This window comes from Granulicatella balaenopterae (genome assembly GCF_900111135.1).
Lineage (GTDB): Bacteria > Bacillota > Bacilli > Lactobacillales > Aerococcaceae > Granulicatella > Granulicatella balaenopterae.
The window spans coordinates 1-17937 of record NZ_FOGF01000026.1; the positions used below are offsets into that span (position 1 = coordinate 1).

The 17937-nt window shown below is 33.7% G+C and carries 19 protein-coding genes; 2 read left to right on the forward strand and 17 right to left on the reverse strand.

Annotated features, from left to right (window positions below):
* Positions 1–229: 229 nt before the first annotated feature.
* The 13 genes from BMX09_RS06570 to BMX09_RS06630 form a co-directional block, all read right to left on the reverse strand.
* Positions 230–832, reverse strand: coding sequence for a hypothetical protein (locus tag BMX09_RS06570; RefSeq protein ID WP_089746978.1), 603 nt, complete (start codon positions 830–832; stop codon positions 230–232).
* An 80-nt stretch (positions 833–912) separates the two neighbouring features.
* Positions 913–1335 carry a hypothetical protein gene (locus BMX09_RS06575; protein WP_089746981.1) on the reverse strand — a complete coding sequence of 141 codons (423 nt, stop codon included), beginning with the start codon at positions 1333–1335 and terminating at the stop codon, positions 913–915.
* 487 nt (positions 1336–1822) lie between these two features.
* A complete protein-coding gene (locus BMX09_RS06580) occupies positions 1823–2512 on the reverse strand; it encodes an ABC transporter ATP-binding protein (protein WP_089746983.1) in 690 nt (229 codons plus the stop codon).
* Positions 2513–2537: 25 nt separating this feature from the next.
* Positions 2538–3641 (reverse strand): ABC transporter permease, encoded by a 1104-nt coding sequence (locus BMX09_RS06585; RefSeq protein ID WP_089746985.1) that lies wholly within the window; start codon positions 3639–3641, stop codon positions 2538–2540.
* 866 nt (positions 3642–4507) lie between these two features.
* On the reverse strand, positions 4508–4933 hold the full coding sequence (locus BMX09_RS06590; RefSeq protein WP_089746987.1) for a MarR family winged helix-turn-helix transcriptional regulator: 426 nt from the start codon (positions 4931–4933) through the stop codon (positions 4508–4510).
* 27 nt (positions 4934–4960) lie between these two features.
* Complete coding sequence (locus tag BMX09_RS06595; RefSeq protein ID WP_089746990.1) at positions 4961–5863, reverse strand: lipoate--protein ligase; 903 nt, start codon at positions 5861–5863, stop codon at positions 4961–4963.
* 1 nt (position 5864) lies between these two features.
* Positions 5865–7853 carry a dihydrolipoyl dehydrogenase gene (gene lpdA / locus BMX09_RS06600; RefSeq protein ID WP_089746991.1) on the reverse strand — a complete coding sequence of 663 codons (1989 nt, stop codon included), beginning with the start codon at positions 7851–7853 and terminating at the stop codon, positions 5865–5867.
* 82 nt (positions 7854–7935) lie between these two features.
* Positions 7936–8376 (reverse strand): OsmC family protein, encoded by a 441-nt coding sequence (locus BMX09_RS06605; protein WP_089746993.1) that lies wholly within the window; start codon positions 8374–8376, stop codon positions 7936–7938.
* A 281-nt stretch (positions 8377–8657) separates the two neighbouring features.
* A complete protein-coding gene (locus tag BMX09_RS06610; protein WP_089746994.1) occupies positions 8658–9098 on the reverse strand; it encodes an OsmC family protein in 441 nt (146 codons plus the stop codon).
* Between the two features lie 228 nt (positions 9099–9326).
* Positions 9327–9728 carry an arsenate reductase ArsC gene (locus BMX09_RS06615; RefSeq protein ID WP_089746996.1) on the reverse strand — a complete coding sequence of 134 codons (402 nt, stop codon included), beginning with the start codon at positions 9726–9728 and terminating at the stop codon, positions 9327–9329.
* A gap of 448 nt (positions 9729–10176) precedes the next feature.
* Positions 10177–10524, reverse strand: a complete 348-nt coding sequence (locus BMX09_RS06620; RefSeq protein ID WP_089746998.1) for a thioredoxin family protein — start codon at positions 10522–10524, stop codon at positions 10177–10179.
* 12 nt (positions 10525–10536) lie between these two features.
* Positions 10537–11553 (reverse strand): permease, encoded by a 1017-nt coding sequence (locus BMX09_RS06625; RefSeq protein ID WP_089747000.1) that lies wholly within the window; start codon positions 11551–11553, stop codon positions 10537–10539.
* A gap of 76 nt (positions 11554–11629) precedes the next feature.
* On the reverse strand, positions 11630–11896 hold the full coding sequence (locus BMX09_RS06630) for an ArsR/SmtB family transcription factor (RefSeq protein ID WP_089747002.1): 267 nt from the start codon (positions 11894–11896) through the stop codon (positions 11630–11632).
* Between the two features lie 207 nt (positions 11897–12103).
* Here BMX09_RS06630 and BMX09_RS06635 point away from each other — a divergent pair, with 207 nt between their 5' ends.
* Together BMX09_RS06635 and BMX09_RS06640 are read left to right on the forward strand one after the other, a co-directional pair.
* Entirely contained in the window at positions 12104–13054 is a 951-nt protein-coding gene (locus tag BMX09_RS06635; RefSeq protein ID WP_089747004.1) for an Abi family protein, read from the forward strand.
* A 17-nt stretch (positions 13055–13071) separates the two neighbouring features.
* Positions 13072–13422, forward strand: a complete 351-nt coding sequence (locus BMX09_RS06640) for a PH domain-containing protein (protein WP_089747006.1) — start codon at positions 13072–13074, stop codon at positions 13420–13422.
* Positions 13423–13513: 91 nt separating this feature from the next.
* Here the strand turns inward: BMX09_RS06640 and BMX09_RS06645 are convergent, their stop codons facing one another.
* From BMX09_RS06645 to BMX09_RS06660, 4 genes are all read right to left on the reverse strand, one after another.
* Positions 13514–14080 (reverse strand): DUF4767 domain-containing protein, encoded by a 567-nt coding sequence (locus tag BMX09_RS06645; RefSeq protein WP_089747008.1) that lies wholly within the window; start codon positions 14078–14080, stop codon positions 13514–13516.
* Positions 14081–14188: 108 nt separating this feature from the next.
* The gene (locus tag BMX09_RS06650; protein ID WP_089747010.1) at positions 14189–15112 is read right to left on the reverse strand and encodes a glycosyltransferase family 2 protein; all 924 of its coding nucleotides are present in this window, start codon (positions 15110–15112) and stop codon (positions 14189–14191) included.
* A 105-nt stretch (positions 15113–15217) separates the two neighbouring features.
* Entirely contained in the window at positions 15218–16417 is a 1200-nt protein-coding gene (locus BMX09_RS06655; RefSeq protein ID WP_089747012.1) for an ATP-binding protein, read from the reverse strand.
* A gap of 186 nt (positions 16418–16603) precedes the next feature.
* Positions 16604–17869: an HNH endonuclease gene (locus BMX09_RS06660; protein WP_089747014.1), complete on the reverse strand. Its 1266-nt coding sequence runs from the start codon at positions 17867–17869 to the stop codon at positions 16604–16606.
* Positions 17870–17937 lie beyond the last annotated feature (68 nt).

A 17937-nucleotide genomic window follows, 5' to 3' on the forward strand; every position in this document is an offset into this window, starting at 1 on the left:
GGTTTGTTTGGCAACCTTATCCACCTAATCGCCTTATCAAGTTTCTGTTCGTAGGCTCGAGAACTTTGCTACACCACTTCCTTCATCTATACCATCTCTGATACCAACTTGTGGTTCGCTACACTTGGCGGTAAATACCCGTGACTGGACTTTCACCAGCTAGATTAGTGCCATGCTTGGCACACCAAAAAAAACGCCAACCTTTTCAGATTGACGTTTTGCTTCTTGGTTAATGTTTATTCAATAATAATGATGCTCCATATGCTAAAATGGTGCTTAAAAATAAAAAAATAGATGAAATATCATAAAAGAAAATAAAATAAAAAATACAAATAATTAATGATACTTTTAGCTTCATATTACGATTACAAGTATACAGCATTAGCAAATTACAAATTCCTAATCCAAAAATTAAGAAACAAAGCATTGTTAAGCCACATGCTAATCCATATGACAGTCCCCTAAAATAAATATCAATAATCGTTAAACTAATTACATTTAAAATAATATTAATAAAAAACACACTATTTGCTGCAATTAATCTTTCTATATTGGTAGATTCTTTTTCAATCGTTTGGTGATATTCTGTAAAAAAATCATTTTCAATACAATCATTACCATAAACGGTTGCTAAAATTGCTAGTAATGTCGCTTCAACCTCATTAACAATATTTAAAGCATCTGATTTACCCGCATAATAAAAAATAATGGTCGCTAAGATAATAATTAATGTATCTCTTATACTTAAAATTCCATATCCGTTTTTTGTATAAATTTGAATAAAGTTTTTTGTAATCATACTGACTTTATTATTTTTAATAAAATTATTCATCTAAGCCTCCTTTTGGTAATAAAAATAGAAATAATACCTTAAGTATACCACATTTATCAATGAATTTGAGGGAATTATCTTCATTTAGTGAATAAGTTTTCAATATAGTTTAGATCGATTAGCTGATATTCGACTTGATAAAAGAATGGATCTTTGCGAATGACTTCACTACTATTAATCATAAAACTATCCCATCCAATAATATCATCTGATTCTTTAGCAAATAGTGTGATGTGATAGCGATACCCCATCTGTCCCAATGATAGTCCATCACGCTTTAGTTGACCTTTATTCATATTGTTAATAAGATAGTCAATCTGCTGTGGATCTTTGATGGATAGGCTTTCCCCTGTCTGGCCGTTTTTGATATGGACTTCTGCAATAGTTGATGAATCATTCTCAATAATCGTTCTTGGACTACGATACCAAAAAATACCAATTAATCCGATAATAATCACTACTAAGCCTATTCGTAGTCTTGTATGTTTTCTTGATGCTAACATTTTTTCCTCTCCTATCTTTTTCTCCCTATATATAGTCTATCAAAGAAGTTGGCTGCTTTTCAAGGTGGATAGAATCCCTATCCTAACTGTCTAGCCAAATGCAACAAAGCCCACCAGATAAATCTGATGGACTTTGTGCTCTATGTTAACAACCGCTCTAGTAGTTTGTATCATATTATATTATATTTTAGGTAGGATATTTTATAAGGGTTTTATAATTTTTGACTGTTTTCTAATCCAACGAATGTAAAACCGAGTAATGTGGATATTAGATTGGATTGGTAAATAAGATATGGTCATTATTATCATAAGGAGTACCTATTTCTTTATGTCTTTAGAAATAAAGCTACGTGATGAAATGTTGTCTGAAAAGGAATTTTTACTTTATTTTATTAGAAAGTTTTACCTAATGGATTAGTTTATAGTTTTTACTACTAGGCTGTTGGAACATGACTAATTTGTCAATTTTACTAATTTTTGTGGCTATTTAGGATAAATTTTTAGTATCAACTACTTCTTCTACATAGCCATCAATTATTTGAAAGACGCGATCACAATACGATAATAAGCGAGTATCATGCGTCACGATAATGGTTGCTCGATTCGTCCCTTTTGTTTTTCGTACTAATAAAGAGATGACTTCACGAGATTTTTTCGTATCCAAATTAGCAGTCGGTTCATCGGTTAATAATAAGCGTGGTTTGGGATATAAAGCCCGACAAATGGCTGCTCTTTGACGTTCTCCTCCTGAAAGTTCACTTGGATATAAGTTTTTTCGTTGAAGAATACCCATTGTTGCTAGCAAATGATTAGCCTGCTCCACTGAATAGTCTTCTTTTATCATCAGATCAACTAATTGAAATTGTTCTTTTACTCGTAAAAATGGTACTAAATTACTCGATTGCAATACAAAGCCAATTTGGTGTAAACGCAATTCATTATTTTCTTTTGGCGTTAGTTTTGCCAGGTCTTTTTCAAGAAATTCTATTCTACCGCCAGTCGGTTTTTGTAGGCCAGCCATTAAAGTTAATAAAGTACTTTTACCTGAACCTGATGGACCAATAATAGCAATGACTTCTCCGGCATTTATTTGCAAATTGGTGGGTTTTAGTGCGGTAATGGTATGATTTCCATCAACAAATTCTTTGTAAACATTTTTTAATTCTAGTATTTTCATCTTTTTCCCTCCTGAATTTGTTAGATTAACGTAATGCATCAAGTGGATCAATTTTCATAATGCTTCTTACTGAAAATATTGCTCCTAAGATAGACATTAAAATAATTAATATCGCTGATAAGCTATATAATGCTATGCTGATTTCAAATGGGATACTCATTGGCATTAACCTGCCGCTTACAATAGCAACAATCATTCCCACTACTAAGCCGACTACGGTTACAAAAAATGTTTCAAGGATAACTGATTGACTAATATAGCTATTAGAAATACCTTGAATTTTCATAATGCCATAAATTTCTTTCTTTCCGATTGTAATAATATACATAAAAATGCTCAAAACGATAACCGCAATACCGATTAAAAAACTAATCATCATACCGAAAGTGAGTTTTTGGGCAAGGTATCCGGGTAAAGCTTCAATAAATGCATCAATTGTTATTAGTTGATTATATTCGCCTTTTACTTCTTCTGGCATTTCTTGGAAAACAATAGCTGAGATGGTGGTTGGAGGATGTTCTTTATTAATAAATAAGGCAGATTGTAATTCTTCGCGGACTAACATTTGTGGTGAGGCCATTTCTAATGAGGTGTATATAACAGGTTGGGTCGATAATTTGGCAGATGATGCAATTCCTACAACTGAATATTCTAATCCGCTATGACTAATCAGTAATGTATCACCTAATGAGATATGTTGTTCTTTTTCTAAGCTTTGACTAATAACGAGTTCATTAAGATTACTTGGATAAGTTCCAGCCACTAATTGAGGAGCAAGTATAGAAGAAAAGTCAATTCCCATAAAAACGACATTCATCCGCTTCCTAGCCACCGAATCACTCTTTAGATAGGCTACTGTTCGTGAAACATTAATAGGCGCAGCAGTTAATTCATCATACTCAAGATAGGTCTTATAATTAACAGTTGACGCATAGATATTCCCATTAGCTTCTTCACTCATCAGGATTCCCTTAGCTTTCCATTGATCAATGGCTGTCTTATTCGATTCTGCCAAACCATATGCTAAACCTAATAAAAAAAATACTAAAAAGCTAATTAATGCAACCAACATCATCATTAGAGAAAATTTTTTTCTTTCCTTCTTGATTTCTTTCAGTGCTAAAAACATGAGATAACCTCCTTTTAATATGTTTAGAACATTTTTTCGTCTGCTACTAATTGATTACACATTTTTTAGTTTGCAGTGACGGTTGCTCTTTAATTCAGTGATATCTTATCAGCTAATTTTGGATTTGTTAAGCGAATTTCTTTTGACCAAAAAATTAGTTTATATGACTTGTTTGACTATTTTTTAAGTTATTTTTAATCTTTTTTTAATCGTTTTCTTATAAAAGTATTGCAAAAAAAAAAGACTTGCTTATTCCAACAAGCCCCTTCTTCCCAAATAAAAACTCTTCCTATAACACAATAAATCCCCTGACGTCATCTTTATGAAGTTCCCAGGATTTTCCAATATAAAATAAGGCAAAAGTTTCATAATGTTACGTTTTAGACCATAATTCTTTTTAGTTTTTATCATAAATATTCCAAAAAATAGCGATTATTCACAAAGAAAAACCACTCTTTACAATTAGATTTCAAACGTTACAATTTTCGTTTTTTAGCGGAAATTCTTTCTCAAAATCGTTACCTAACTGACATTAATTTAGTCTATTTTGTCATCAAATCTTGTGGTATATTTCTTTACGCAAATCAGTAATTTATCTGACTTGCATATCTATTAACCACAAGTATCTCTTTAGAAAGGAGGTTATAAGAAGCTTTTATTTAGTAGGCATACTTTATTTTTCAACTGTTTATTTTGCCACTTCAGCTGATAAAGTCCCTTACTAAATACTTGCACCCATAACTACTACAATACTCACCCCCATGAGTAACTATTTTTAATTTTTGTGTCAAAAAACTATTTCATAACAAAAGAACAACTTAAAAAGGGAGCTGTATAAAACAGCTCCCTCTCCTTTTATATGGATATTAATCAATTACATTATCAAGCATTTTTTGTAAAACATTTTTAAAGACCGTTAAATCTTCTTCAGGAATATCTTCTACCACTGCATTTTTAAAATCACTTACAACTTCTTCCATTTCCAATTCAATTTGTAAACCGGTATCAGTTAAGGATAAGCATTTGGTACGGCGATCAGTTGAACAAGTAACTCGTTTAATCCAACCAGCCTTTTCCATCTTATCTAATTGTCTTACAACACTTGATTCTTTAATACTTAATAAACTAGCCAATTTCTTCTGGCTAATTTGACTATTAATCCTAATATAATATAACGTTGTCCACTGTGCACGCGTTACATGATACGGTGCCAAGCGTCTTTCCAATTCGTCTGACATTTCCTTTGCACTACGATTCGTCACAAACGAAATACAATCCTCTAAACGAAACATGTTCTTCCCCCTAAATGAGAATTCCGCTCAATAAAAACACTTTTCAATTTGCTCCCAAACGAAATCTTCTGTAAATAATTGACCTTTTAAGTGTGCAATAGCTGGTGCAAAATCAATAACTTCCAAACTATCACAACTAATCATTAATTCTGATATATGACCATCTTCTACAAATATACGAACAGCAATATTTCCCAAATCATATTTCTTTTCTAATTGTAAATTAAACTTAGGAGATTCGCCATATAACCATTCTTTTGATGCTAATTGACTTGCTAATGGTAGCTGCAATGCATCATCATTAATATACTCTATTTTATCATAATTATAGACACATTTAAAAGCATTAATTAACTTTACAATAGTAATTTCTGGGTTAACTTCACAAAGATTCACAACACGGCTGCGAACAGACTGGATTCCTTTTGATTCTAACTTCAACTTTAAGGGGGTTAAAGCACGAGTTAATTCTTCTAAATCAACATCTACCATCATTGTGCCATGATACATATAATTGCCATCTTCTACATAATAAGCATGTCCAGAAAATTTGCGACCATCCACTAATAAATCATTACGCCCACTAAATTCACAAGTAATTCCTAATGCTTTTAAAGCGGCATCTACTAAAGCGATATTTTCCTCAGTATTCCCTAATTCTTCCTTAGTAATAATCGTAAAACAAAGGTTGCCACGATCTTGAAATACCGCTCCTCCCCCTGATAAACGTCTCACGGGGTAAATACCCTTTTTTTCTAAATAATGCAAATCACATTCAACAAATAGATTCTGATTGCGCCCAACAATTACACATGGATCATTTTGCCATAAATAGACACATAAATCTTCACTTGCTTCATTGAATAGATGATTCTCTAAAGCAATATTGAAATATGGATTATGTGAATTTGAAATAACTAACTTTTTCATCTTAAGCGTGTAATGCTCCAAATCCTAAATCTAAAGCTGCTTCATGGATGACTTCAGAAGTTGTTGGGTGTGCAAAGATTGTTTCTGCAATATCTTCTTCATTTAATCCTTTATTAACTGCAATTGTTACGGCCGCAATTAGGCTAGAAGCGTCTGGTCCGATAATTGTTGCGCCTATAATGTTGTTTTTATCTAAATCTTTTACTAATTTGATAAAGCCTTTTTCTTCGTTCATAGTTAGGGCTTTACCATTTCCAGCAAAGGCAAATTTACTTACTTTAATGTTCATTCCTTTGTCTTTAGCTTCGTCTTCACCAATTCCGACTGACGCGATTTCTGGGTGTGAGAAGACCACATTTGGTACGGCATGGTAATCCATTTCTTTATCATTTCCTAAGATATTTTCAACGGCAACCATACCTTGGTGAGATGCCACATGTGCTAATTGCATCATATTTGTTACATCACCAATTGCGTAGATATGTTCGACATTCGTTCTCATATGGCTATCAACTGCGATACCACGTTTTTTGTCGTCAAATTTGACACCTGATTTTTCTAAGTCTAGGTTATCGATATTTGCATTTCGTCCTACAGCAGATAAGACTAATTCACTAACAACCAATTGTTCGCCATCCTTTGTCTCAAAGTTAACAATAGCTTCCCCTTCAATTGATTGTTGAATCTTAGTAACTTTAGCTCCTGTATGAACATGAATACCGGCATCTTTTGCCATATCAGTAATTTCTTGGCATACGTCTTTATCAAACATTGAAAGAATTTGGTCCATATATTCAACTACATGTATCTCTACGCCAAAGTTACGATATAAAAAGGCAAATTCCATTCCGATTACGCCACCACCAATAATCGTTAATGATGTTGGTAATTTTGTATTTGCTAGCATGGCTGTACTATCTAATACCATTGGAAGGTCGATACCTGGAATTGGTAAGGTAGCTACTTTTGAACCTGTTGCAATAATAATATCTTTAGCAGTAACCAATACTTCTTCATCTTTCGCTACAACTTTCACTTCTTTTTCACTAACAAATGCAGCTTCACCACAAATTAAGTCGATATTATTTTTAGCTAATAACATATCAATTCCATTGACTAAACGACCTTTAACTTGGTCTTTGCGATTAACGGCTGCTTCAAGGTCAACAATAATATCACCATCAATTTTCACACCAAATTCAGCTGCCATACGAGCTGAATGACATACTTCACCTGATTTAATTAAGGCTTTAGTTGGGATACAACCAACGTTTAAACATGTACCACCTAGTTCTGCTTTTTCAATTAAAGTCACTTTTAGATTACGTTTTGCGGCTGCTAGTGCGGCTACATATCCACCAGGTCCTGCACCAATAATTAATAAATCAGTCTCTTTTTTAGAAGAGTTTTTAACTAATTGACTTGCTTTAGTTGTTGGTTCTGTTGAAGAAGCTTGGTTTAGGGAGAACATTTCGCTATTAGTTTTTACTTTGCCGCCTTCATCGACTAAGATAGCTTTAATCACTCCATTAGCAGTTGCTTTTACCGGGCGATTGCCTTTTGCTGTCTCAACTTGAGCTAAGACATCTCCTTTTTTTACTGAGTCGCCTACTTTTGCGCTTATTTTGCCGACTGTTCCTTCTTTATTGCCTGGAATCATGGACATTTTAATCATGATTGCGCTAGTTTCTTTAGAGGCAACTTTTTCTTTTACTTCTTTAACGACTTCTTTGACAGTTTCTTTGATTTCTTCAATCTTTTCTTCAACTGATAACTCAAACATTTCAGCATTAGTTTTCACTTTATCGCCTTCTTCAACTAAGACTGATTTAATCTTTGCATCCACTGTAGCTTTTACCGGACGATTGCCTTTTGCCGTCTCAACTTGGGCTAAGACATCTCCTTTTTTTACTACATCGCCTACTTTTGCACTGATTTTGCCTACTGTACCTTCTTTATTCCCTGGAATCATTGACATTTTCACAAACATTCTAATCACCTATTCTCTTTCAATCTATATGGTAAAAGGAGCCAAAGTTAATTGACTCCCCCTTTTTTTATTTATCCTATTATTAGTCTTTTTTAACTGCACTACATACTAATTTTACTCCATTCATTAAAGAATCCCCTACTGGACAAGTTGCTTCAATAAATTTAGCAAATTCTTCTAATTTTTCTTGAGGTTCATCAGATTTAAAGTGCATTACAAAACGAATTTCTTGGAAACCTGGTCTTACATCTGATACTCCCATAAAACCATCTAAATCTAAATCCCCTTCTAATTCAATACTAAATTCTTCAAAGGTAACATCATGAGCTTCTGCAAATGCACGAGCTACGATTGATTGACAAGCACCTAATGCGCATAGAACACCTTCAACTGGATTCATGGCTGCATTTGTTCCACCTAATTCTTCAGGTTCATCAAACATAATTTTAAAATTACGTGCTGAAGTTTCTACTTGCAATCCTTCTTCTAATAATGTTGCTTTTGATTTAAATGTTTCTAACATATTTAATCATCCCTTTTCTTCTAAATTTAATACACTAATAAAATAACATAATTTTTTCACAAGTTCAATAGTTAGCTACGCAAGTATTTAAAAAATATTTTTATTTGTTATTTTTTAGCAATAATTTATTAGTATTTATACCACAATAAAATGTTTTCAGATGATTTAGTGGACTATTATCAGTGATATTCCTATAAAAAAGCAAGTAGCCATCATTTATACTGTAAATGATTGAAACTACTTGCCATCTTTTTATTTGTTCATTTTATAACAATTGTTGATTATTTTTCAATTTCGACTGGATTTAGTACAACTTTAGTACCGTGAGCTAATGTTTCGCCTACTGGACAAGTCTTTTCGATGAATTCAGCAAATGCTTGTAATCTTTCTGGTGATTCATCAGATTTAAAGTGCATTGTTGAGCGAATTTCTTGTAGTCCTGTACGAATACCTTCCTCTCCTCTAAATCCACGTGGGTCAAGTTCCGCTTCAAGATCAATACGTAATTCTTCAAATGAAAGGCCTTGAGCTTTCGCAAACATACGCGCTACAATTGTTTGACAAGCACCTAATGCGCATAATAAACCTTCTGGAGGATTCATTCCTGCATCAGTTCCGCCAACGCTTGCTGGTTCGTCAAATACAATCTTGAAGTCTCTTGCAGTTGCTTCGACTTTCATGCTGCCTGAAGTTGTTGTTGTTGATGCTGTAAATTTTTTCATATTTATTCCCTTCCTTTTTTAAAATTTTTACAAGTAAAAAATAACATACTCTTGAAAGCCTTTCAAATGATTGAACTGAGATTCAGAACCACTATCGCTCGTTATTTTAGGTATATAGGATATTTTCTATAATAAATAGATATATAGTGATTGGAACATTTTTTGAAACGGTTTTCTTCTAAATAAAAAAGTACCACAATAATAGCTGTAGTACCCTTTCTTATATCCTTAACGAATGCGGTTTATGAATTCTTTTACTTTTTCTTCAATTATTTGAGCGGTTTTAATAAATTCCGCGTCTTCCTTGCCACTTGGATCTTTTAATCCCCAATCTTCCGTCTGGTATTGATATGGCAAGTTTGGACATTTGACATTGCAGCCCATTGTAATCAAATAGTCTACTACTGGAATATCTGATAATAATTTTGATTTTTGGGTGGCTTCCATATCAATATGATACATTTCTTTCATAATTCTTACCGCATCTTGATTAATTTGTGGTCGTAATTGGGTTCCGGCTGAATATACCTCAATCAGACCTTCGCCGTATTTTTTCGCAAAGGATTCTGCCATTTGACTACGGCATGAATTATGCACACATACAAATGCGACTTTTTTCTTAGTTTTCATATAATTACTCTACCTGCTTTTCTATCATAATTCTAATAATTTTTAATAAAGATTATATTTTTTTATTCTTTATAAATACATTTTTATTCCATTGATTGAGTTACTCTTTTGTGATATATTTCTTCACACGCATCATTTTATGCGTCTCTATTCAGTGATTCATTGTAGAATTGCCCCATTAATCGACTCAAATACTGATTCCTATCCATACTTAAGAGTAAGGGTATAAGACATCACTTTTTGTCTATTCTCTTTTTGACATTACTTGCAAATTCTAAAACGAGATATCCATCGTTTCGGTACCTGTTAATGATTCACTGAATAGTTCGAGCATCGGTTTTAATTTTATATTGAAACTGGTGCTTTTTGTTTTGTCTTGAAACTGGTACTTTTTTTGATTTGAAATTGGTGCTTTGTTTTAATACGAAAAACGTTCCTAACTATTTAATTAGCGGTATTGTTGAATAATTTCTTTGGCTTCTTCAACCGTTAAGACTTTACCATAACTAACCACTTTTTGATCAATCACTAATGCCGGCGTTGTCATTACGCCATATTTGGCAATCTTTTTCAAATCAGTAATGTGGTGGACTTGTTCATCGATTTCTAATGAGCGCAATGCTACTAAGACATTTTTCGCTAATTCATGACATTTTGGACAACCCGTTCCTAAAACGATGATCCCATCTTCATTCATTTCTGTTGCTGGCGCTGGCGTTTGGCATTTGCCTTGACAACAACATTTTTCTGTATTTTCAACCTGTTTCTCTTTTTTCTTTCTAAACCATCCAAACATACTATCATCCTCCTATATAAATAAATAACTAAACATATTGAATAAATAACCCACCAAGATAATTCCTAGTGTTGATATTGTCATAAATACTGCCACTAACTTAGGCTTAATCGCTTTACTCAACATAATCATTGACGGCAAACTCAAAGTCGTCACCGCCATCATAAACGACAAGACCGTACCTAATTGGGCATTTTTCGCTAATAAAGCCTCTGCTATTGGAATCGTACCAAAGATATCCGCATACATCGGAACACCGCAAATTGTCGCTAATAAGACCCCAAGTGGATTATCCCCACCTAGAACTTGCGTCACAAAGCTTGCTGGAATCCAATTATGAATCCAAGCTCCAATTCCAACACCGATTAAGATGTAGACGAATACCTTTTGAAAGGTCTCTTTTACTTGTGTTACTGCATATTGAGAACGTTCTTTCATTGTTAACTGTGCTTCATCAAGCAAATCAACCTGTTTAGCATGACGAATATAATCTTGTACTTGATCTTCCATACCAAGATATTCGATTAAAAAACCACCTACAACGGCAATCAACAAACCTAAAACCACATAAGCTAAAGCAATCTTAAAGCCAAAAATACTCATTAATAAGACCAAACTCCCCAAATCTACCATTGGCGACGAAATCAAAAAACTAAAAGTCACACCCAATGGCAAACCCGCTGAAGTAAAGCCAATAAATAAAGGAATTGACGAACAAGAACAAAATGGCGTCACCGTTCCTAATAACGCAGCCACCGTATTCGCCTTCACCCCGCTAAATTTCGTTAAAATCTTACGACTTCGCTCTGGTGGAAAATACGACTGAATATATGAAATTATAAAAATCATCGCACATAATAAGACGCCAATCTTCAAGACATCATATAGAAAGAATTGCACTGATCCACCCAAACGAGTCGCCAAATCCACTCCTAAAAAGCTTAATAACTGACCTACACATTCATTTAACCAATGCATACCCAATAGTTGATTTTGAATAAATTCACCCAATAATCTTAAATAATTCATCACTCACCTCTTTTGTATTTTATTCATCAAATTATTTTGATATATAACTGATTTTTTTAGCTAGCTTGATTAATTGCTAGCTTTCTAATACTTGTTTAATTTTTTGGTTGGCATTACTAATAAAATCTTCCGCCAAAGAATAATGAATCCATCTACCATCTGGACGAGCCTTAACAATTCCTGCTATCGTTAATAACTTCATATGATACGACAAGCCCGATTGCGTTAAGTCCATTTCCTTTTGTAAAAAGCAGGCACATTGCTCCCCACCGCCTAATAAATGAATAATTCTCAAACGTTTGTCATCAGCTAAAGCCTTAAAAAATTGAGCTGATTCTTGCATCTTCCGCCTCCTTACATCAAATTATTTTGATATATAAACTATAGCACAATCTATTTCTAGTTGCAAAATGATACTTTCTTCCCAAAACATAAATATTAAGAAAATATAAGCGTTTTCTAAAAGAGTACTCTATCCAAAGTAGAAATGTGCTATAATCGAACTGTTGCGTTTTTCTAAACGACAAAATAGGAATGGAGGAATCTATATATGGAACATTTTCTAGCATTAGAACATCAAATAACTACGCTACAAAAACGTGGACTATCCATTACAAATGTTCCAAAAGCTGAGCAATATCTATTAGAAAATAATTACTTCAATGTGATTCATGGCTATAGCCAATATTTTTTCAAATTCAATAGCAAGCATTACTTACCTGGGACAACATTTGATGAAGTAGCCCATTTACATTATTTTGATAAGGAATTGCAATCATTATTATTCAAACATATTATGGACGCAGAATCTCATTTTAAATCGATTTTAGCCTATCATTTTGCGAAATATCATGAAAATACGCCAATCGCTTATTTAAATCCTAATTCATATAGCGGGAAAATTGAACCTAATGAAATCAATGGCATGATTAAGCATATTCAACGTGTCACAAAACATCGGATGAAAGATTATGATACCAGCGATTTACAACCATATTATGAAGCATTTAACCACCCACCAATTTGGGCAATTATTGACTATTTAACTCTTGGTGAGGTGATTCAATTTTATGAATATTTACCAAAAAGGTTACGAACGACTATTGCTCATCAATTTACACCAGAAAATGCGCATGAATTTATTAATTACAATATTATCGTCAATTACTTACAACATATTAAGTTAATTAGAAATGCTGTCGCCCATAATTACCGCATGTTGGATTTTTCTTATGATACGAATTTAGCGTTTTATTCGGCAATATACGATGGAAAAGTATCTAAAAATTGCAAAAATCGTAATAAAGTTTATCATATTTATTTAGTATTAGAATTATTCTTAACAGAAAATCAATATGCCCAATTCCATAATACTCTATTAAAACGCATTAAAAATTTAGATAATAAAATCACTGTCATTCCCGTCAATAATATCCTACAATCATTAGGATTCCCCGACGATTGGCATCTAACTACCAAAAAAATAGAACAAAAAGGATAAGGAGAAGGAGAAAAACGATGACTCTAGAATGGACCTTTGTACGAGAAACGGATATTCCAGCTGATATCCAAACACTATTAATCCCAGGAGAAGAAGCCCAAGCAGCCTATACAACCATACGTGACATAGCAATTATCACTAATAAACGTCTGATTGTTAGCGACTCACAAGGGATTACTGGACGCAAAAAAGAAATCTATTCCCTACCATTTAGCGCCATTAATATGTGGTCAAGCGAAAATGCTGGCACACTTGATTTCACTGCCGAATTAGAATTATGGACACGTGCCGGCCACATCAAAATCAATCTAAAACGTGGCGTTGATGTCCGCAAATTCGATTGTCTTATCGCACAATATGTTTTATAAGTCTAAAAAATATACCCCCTCACAAAATTGTGAAGGGGGATTTTTATAGACTCTTAATAAGATATCTGCTAATCTTTAGCTCTTATATCGATTACGGATTAACAATATTATCAAACATTTCCGTAATTTCAGGGTCTGTTGCTACTTCAAACTTAAAGTAATTTTCTGAAGATCCTTGTGTTTGCGCAGAATGTAGAACAATTGGCTTACCATCTTTTAAAGTGAATAAGTAAATATGAAAATTCGGCCAATTCTCACGCGTTAAATTAGAATACATGCTCACTACTTGATATGTATCTTCAGATTCACTAGCTCCCTTGTTCGCATCATACCAAGTTAATGTGATAGGTTCAACCTTCATACCTTCTATTACTAAAGCTGGTATCCAATCGGTCTTTGTCTCTACTAAGATATCTTTTGGTAAAGCAACTCCAGCATAATCCAAATTATTATCTGGTGTATATGGATAATAAGGGTCATCAGCTTCCATTTTTTCCATAGAATCAGTCAGTTGCAATTCCTGTTCAGGGGACCATAATACTGATTCTTGTTCAACTTGACTACTTTCGCTACTAATTGTATTAGAGGTGTCTAGATTTTGTCCTTGGCAAGCCGTTAAGCATAAGACAGTTCCTGCTAAAATAATAACTCTTTTCATATATTACACCTCCTTATCGTGATTATATTTGTCTAACTTTAGTATAACATATGTGAACATAAAAAAAAGTTGTCATAGCTCTTTTTTATGCCATAACAACTTCTATTATTAACCTTTTTCTTTAATGAAATATTGCGGACGTTTTTTCGTTTCTAAAAAGATTTTTGAAATATATTTCCCAAGAATTCCCATACATAATAATTGAATGCCACCCATAAATAGAATAATCGTCACCGTACTTGCCCAACCATTAACACTTCCGCCGACTGTTAACTTGCGCACCACGATGAAAATAATACTAATTGTTGAAGCAACAAAAGATAAAAATCCCATCCAAGTCGCAATACTCAATAAAGCTTCCGAAAAATTAATAAAACCATCTAAAGAATATTTAACCAACTGCCAAAAACTCCATGAAGTCTCACCAGCCACACGCTCTCGATTTTCATAACTAATATAAGTTGTATCATAACCAACCCAAGCAAAAATCCCCTTCGAAAAGCGATTCACTTCGCACAAAGCCAAGACACTATCAACCACTTGGCGGGTCATCAAACGAAAATCCCTTGCGCCATCAACCATCTTCGTATCCGATACCTTGTTAATGATTTTATAGAAAGCACGTGAAAAGAACGAACGCACTGGCGACTCACCCTTACGATCACTACGACGAGCGCCCACCACATCAAAGCCTTCTTGCAACTTCTGATACATCGGGATTAATAATTCAGGCGGATCCTGCAAATCAACATCCATCACCGTCACATAATCGCCCTGACTAGCCTCCAAACCTGCTAACATCGCACTCTCCTTACCAAAATTACGAGAAAATGATAAATAATGAATATTCTCAACCTCTTTTGTAACCTCACGCAAGACAGCCAAAGTCTCATCAGTTGAGCCATCATTCACAAAAATATATTCAAACGCAACTTCACTAGCTAATTGCTGCTCAATTGGTTTTATAGCTTGAATAAATGGTCGAATTGTCGCCTCTTCATTATAACAAGGCACCACAACACTTAATAACATACTAGACCTCTTTCCTAACCAAGCAGCACTCCTCTTAGTAGCGACCACCCAGTTTTGTATTCCTATCAAGTTTACTACTTTTTGACAGGGTTTAGCAAGGGGGTGTTAAGCTTCATCTTCTAATAACCAATCAACAATGTAAATAATCGGGATGCCATCAACTTGCTCGACATCTTGGTAGCGACCCGTAATCACCATTTTTCTATAATTATCTTTAATATTCAGTAAATTGTCCGTTTCGTGCGTATTATTTGGCAATTCATAAGCCACTTGCAGATAGATAGTTTCATCTAATTTACGTGCGACAAAATCAATTTCCTTAGTATCAATTCGCCCGACATCCACCGTATAGCCACGACGCAATAATTCGATATAGACGAGATTTTCCAAACGATTACTATAATTGCCATCCTTACGCCCAATCGTATTTCTACGCAAACCACTATCAGCAATAAAATACTTTCCATTCGTACGTAAATACTCTCTACCACGAATATCGTATTGCTTTACACGATAAAACAAATAAGCATTCTCCAGCAATTCAAGGTAACGGCTCACCGTATGGATTGAAGTATCGACACCCTCATTTTTCAAGGTATTCACGATTTTATTGGTATTCACTAATTGCCCCACATTGTCCGCTAAAAAACTAATCAAAGTCCGTAAAACCGTCGCATCCTTGACACCGGCTCTCAAAGCGACATCATTCAAAACAATTGTATCAAAAATTCCAGATAAAATCGTATCTTTAATTCCTTCATCAGCAATTACAACACTTGGGAAAGCGCCATACTTTTCATATTCCAAATACATGCGGTCAACTTGACGCGAGTTTTCATCAATTCCCTTAGCTGTTAAAAATTCGCGAAATGATAATGGATAAATCAGAATTTCAATATAACGTCCACTCAGTAAAGTTGCTAACTCACCAGATAACATTTTAGCATTTGAACCAGTCACGACAATATCACTTGCGAAACTAACACGCAAGCCATTGATAACCCTTTGCCATCCATCAACAACTTGAATTTCATCAAATAAAAAGTAAATTTTCTCTTGGTCTTTTGGCATTAATTCCATTAACTTTTCACGCAATTTCGCTTCATTAGTAATTGTTTGGTATTCAAAACTCTCAAAATTCATATAAATAATATGATCCTCAGCAATTTTTTGACTCAATAAATATTCCTTATATAGCATTAATAAGACTGATTTTCCTGAACGACGAACTCCTGTAATAACTTTAATAAAGTCGGTATCCTTAAAATTAATTAATTGTTGTAAATATTTCGGTCTTTGAAACATACTAGCACCTCATTTTTCTCATTTTGTCACATTTATATTACCATTTACTGAAGCTAACTTCAACTTTTTGTACTTTTTCGCTAAAACTGAAGTGAACTTCAACTTTTAGTGCTTTTTCTCCAAAACTGAAGACAACTTCAACAAATTCGCCAACAGACTGGAAGGTATGGTCGGAATTGGTGTTACTTAATACATGGCTAGTAAGTCTTCTAAACTAATCGCTATACCTACTTTTTTTAAATCAGATTGACGTTCTTTATATAATTGTACAATTAATTTTTCCGCATCTTTACCATAATGAAGATGATTATGACAATTACTACATAGTGAGACAATATTTTCTTCTACATCAAGCGAAACCTCAAAATCCCCTGAATAAGCTAAAGGCACTAAATGATGTGGCTCGGTATAAGGTACCTCAGAATTCTTTTTAATAAAAGTCTCATGATTTGGATTGATTTCACAGCAATAATTGGCATGAGCTAAGGCGTTCAGTGCCGTTTTTTTATCTCGTGGATAGCTTTTACGACCTTGATGATAAATTGGCTCTACTTTCTTTTTAGATCTTCCACGATATTGAAAATCTTCCGCTTTAATAATCTTAGCTGTTTTTAATTCTTCAATCAATTGTTCATCAGCTAGGCGTTCTGTTTCTAAATTCAAATCATTAATCAATTCTGGGTATAGTTGTTGCATTGCTTTAGCTAATTTTGGTTGTAATTTCCATTCAAAACGCTTATCTTGACGTTCCCTTCCCCAAAACAGGATCGGCCAATATGCTTCTTCCTCATCACATATTGCTGGAGAAATACCAGTTTTTTTAATAATTTTTTTAGCCAAACTAACAATTGAGCTATTATACGCACTAGGAGAACCTCCATCTTCAACACTTAAATCATAACAAGTCGTTGCATGATTATCTGCTAAATAAATGCGTTTTAGTAATGCAATATTCTTTTCAGTAAAGATTGATGTATCTAGCAATAATTCTTTCCATTTACTAATCGGAAGAGTTGAATCAAACACATACTCACGAGGATAAGCCGCATCACGTGCATTACCTTTTACTATCCTTTCGATATATGCTACCAATTCATCCGACATTCTGTTAGCGCCTTGAACAGATGTCAAACCATTTTGCTGCAGGTCTTGATAGGGCAATAATTCATCAGGATATGTTTCTAATAAGTGCAAGCGCATATATTCTTCAGCATTCGCATAATGTTCATTGTTCAGCTCAAATTTTTTGTTATCAATTTCTGCTTTTGAAAGATTAGTTTTGATAACTTTACATTTATATTTGATGGCTTGAACAGGTGAAGCTACATAAATATAAACATCATCACCAACTTTTATTTTATTCGACTTTTTCCAATCAATAGTATCCAATTCCTGAAATGCTTGATCCACCGCATCATGCTTAGGATTGCAAATAATCATCCATTTTGTCATTTTTTAACCTCCTAATTCAACTCTCACCTCCATTATACCATCCCAATCAAAAAAAACGTTTATACAAT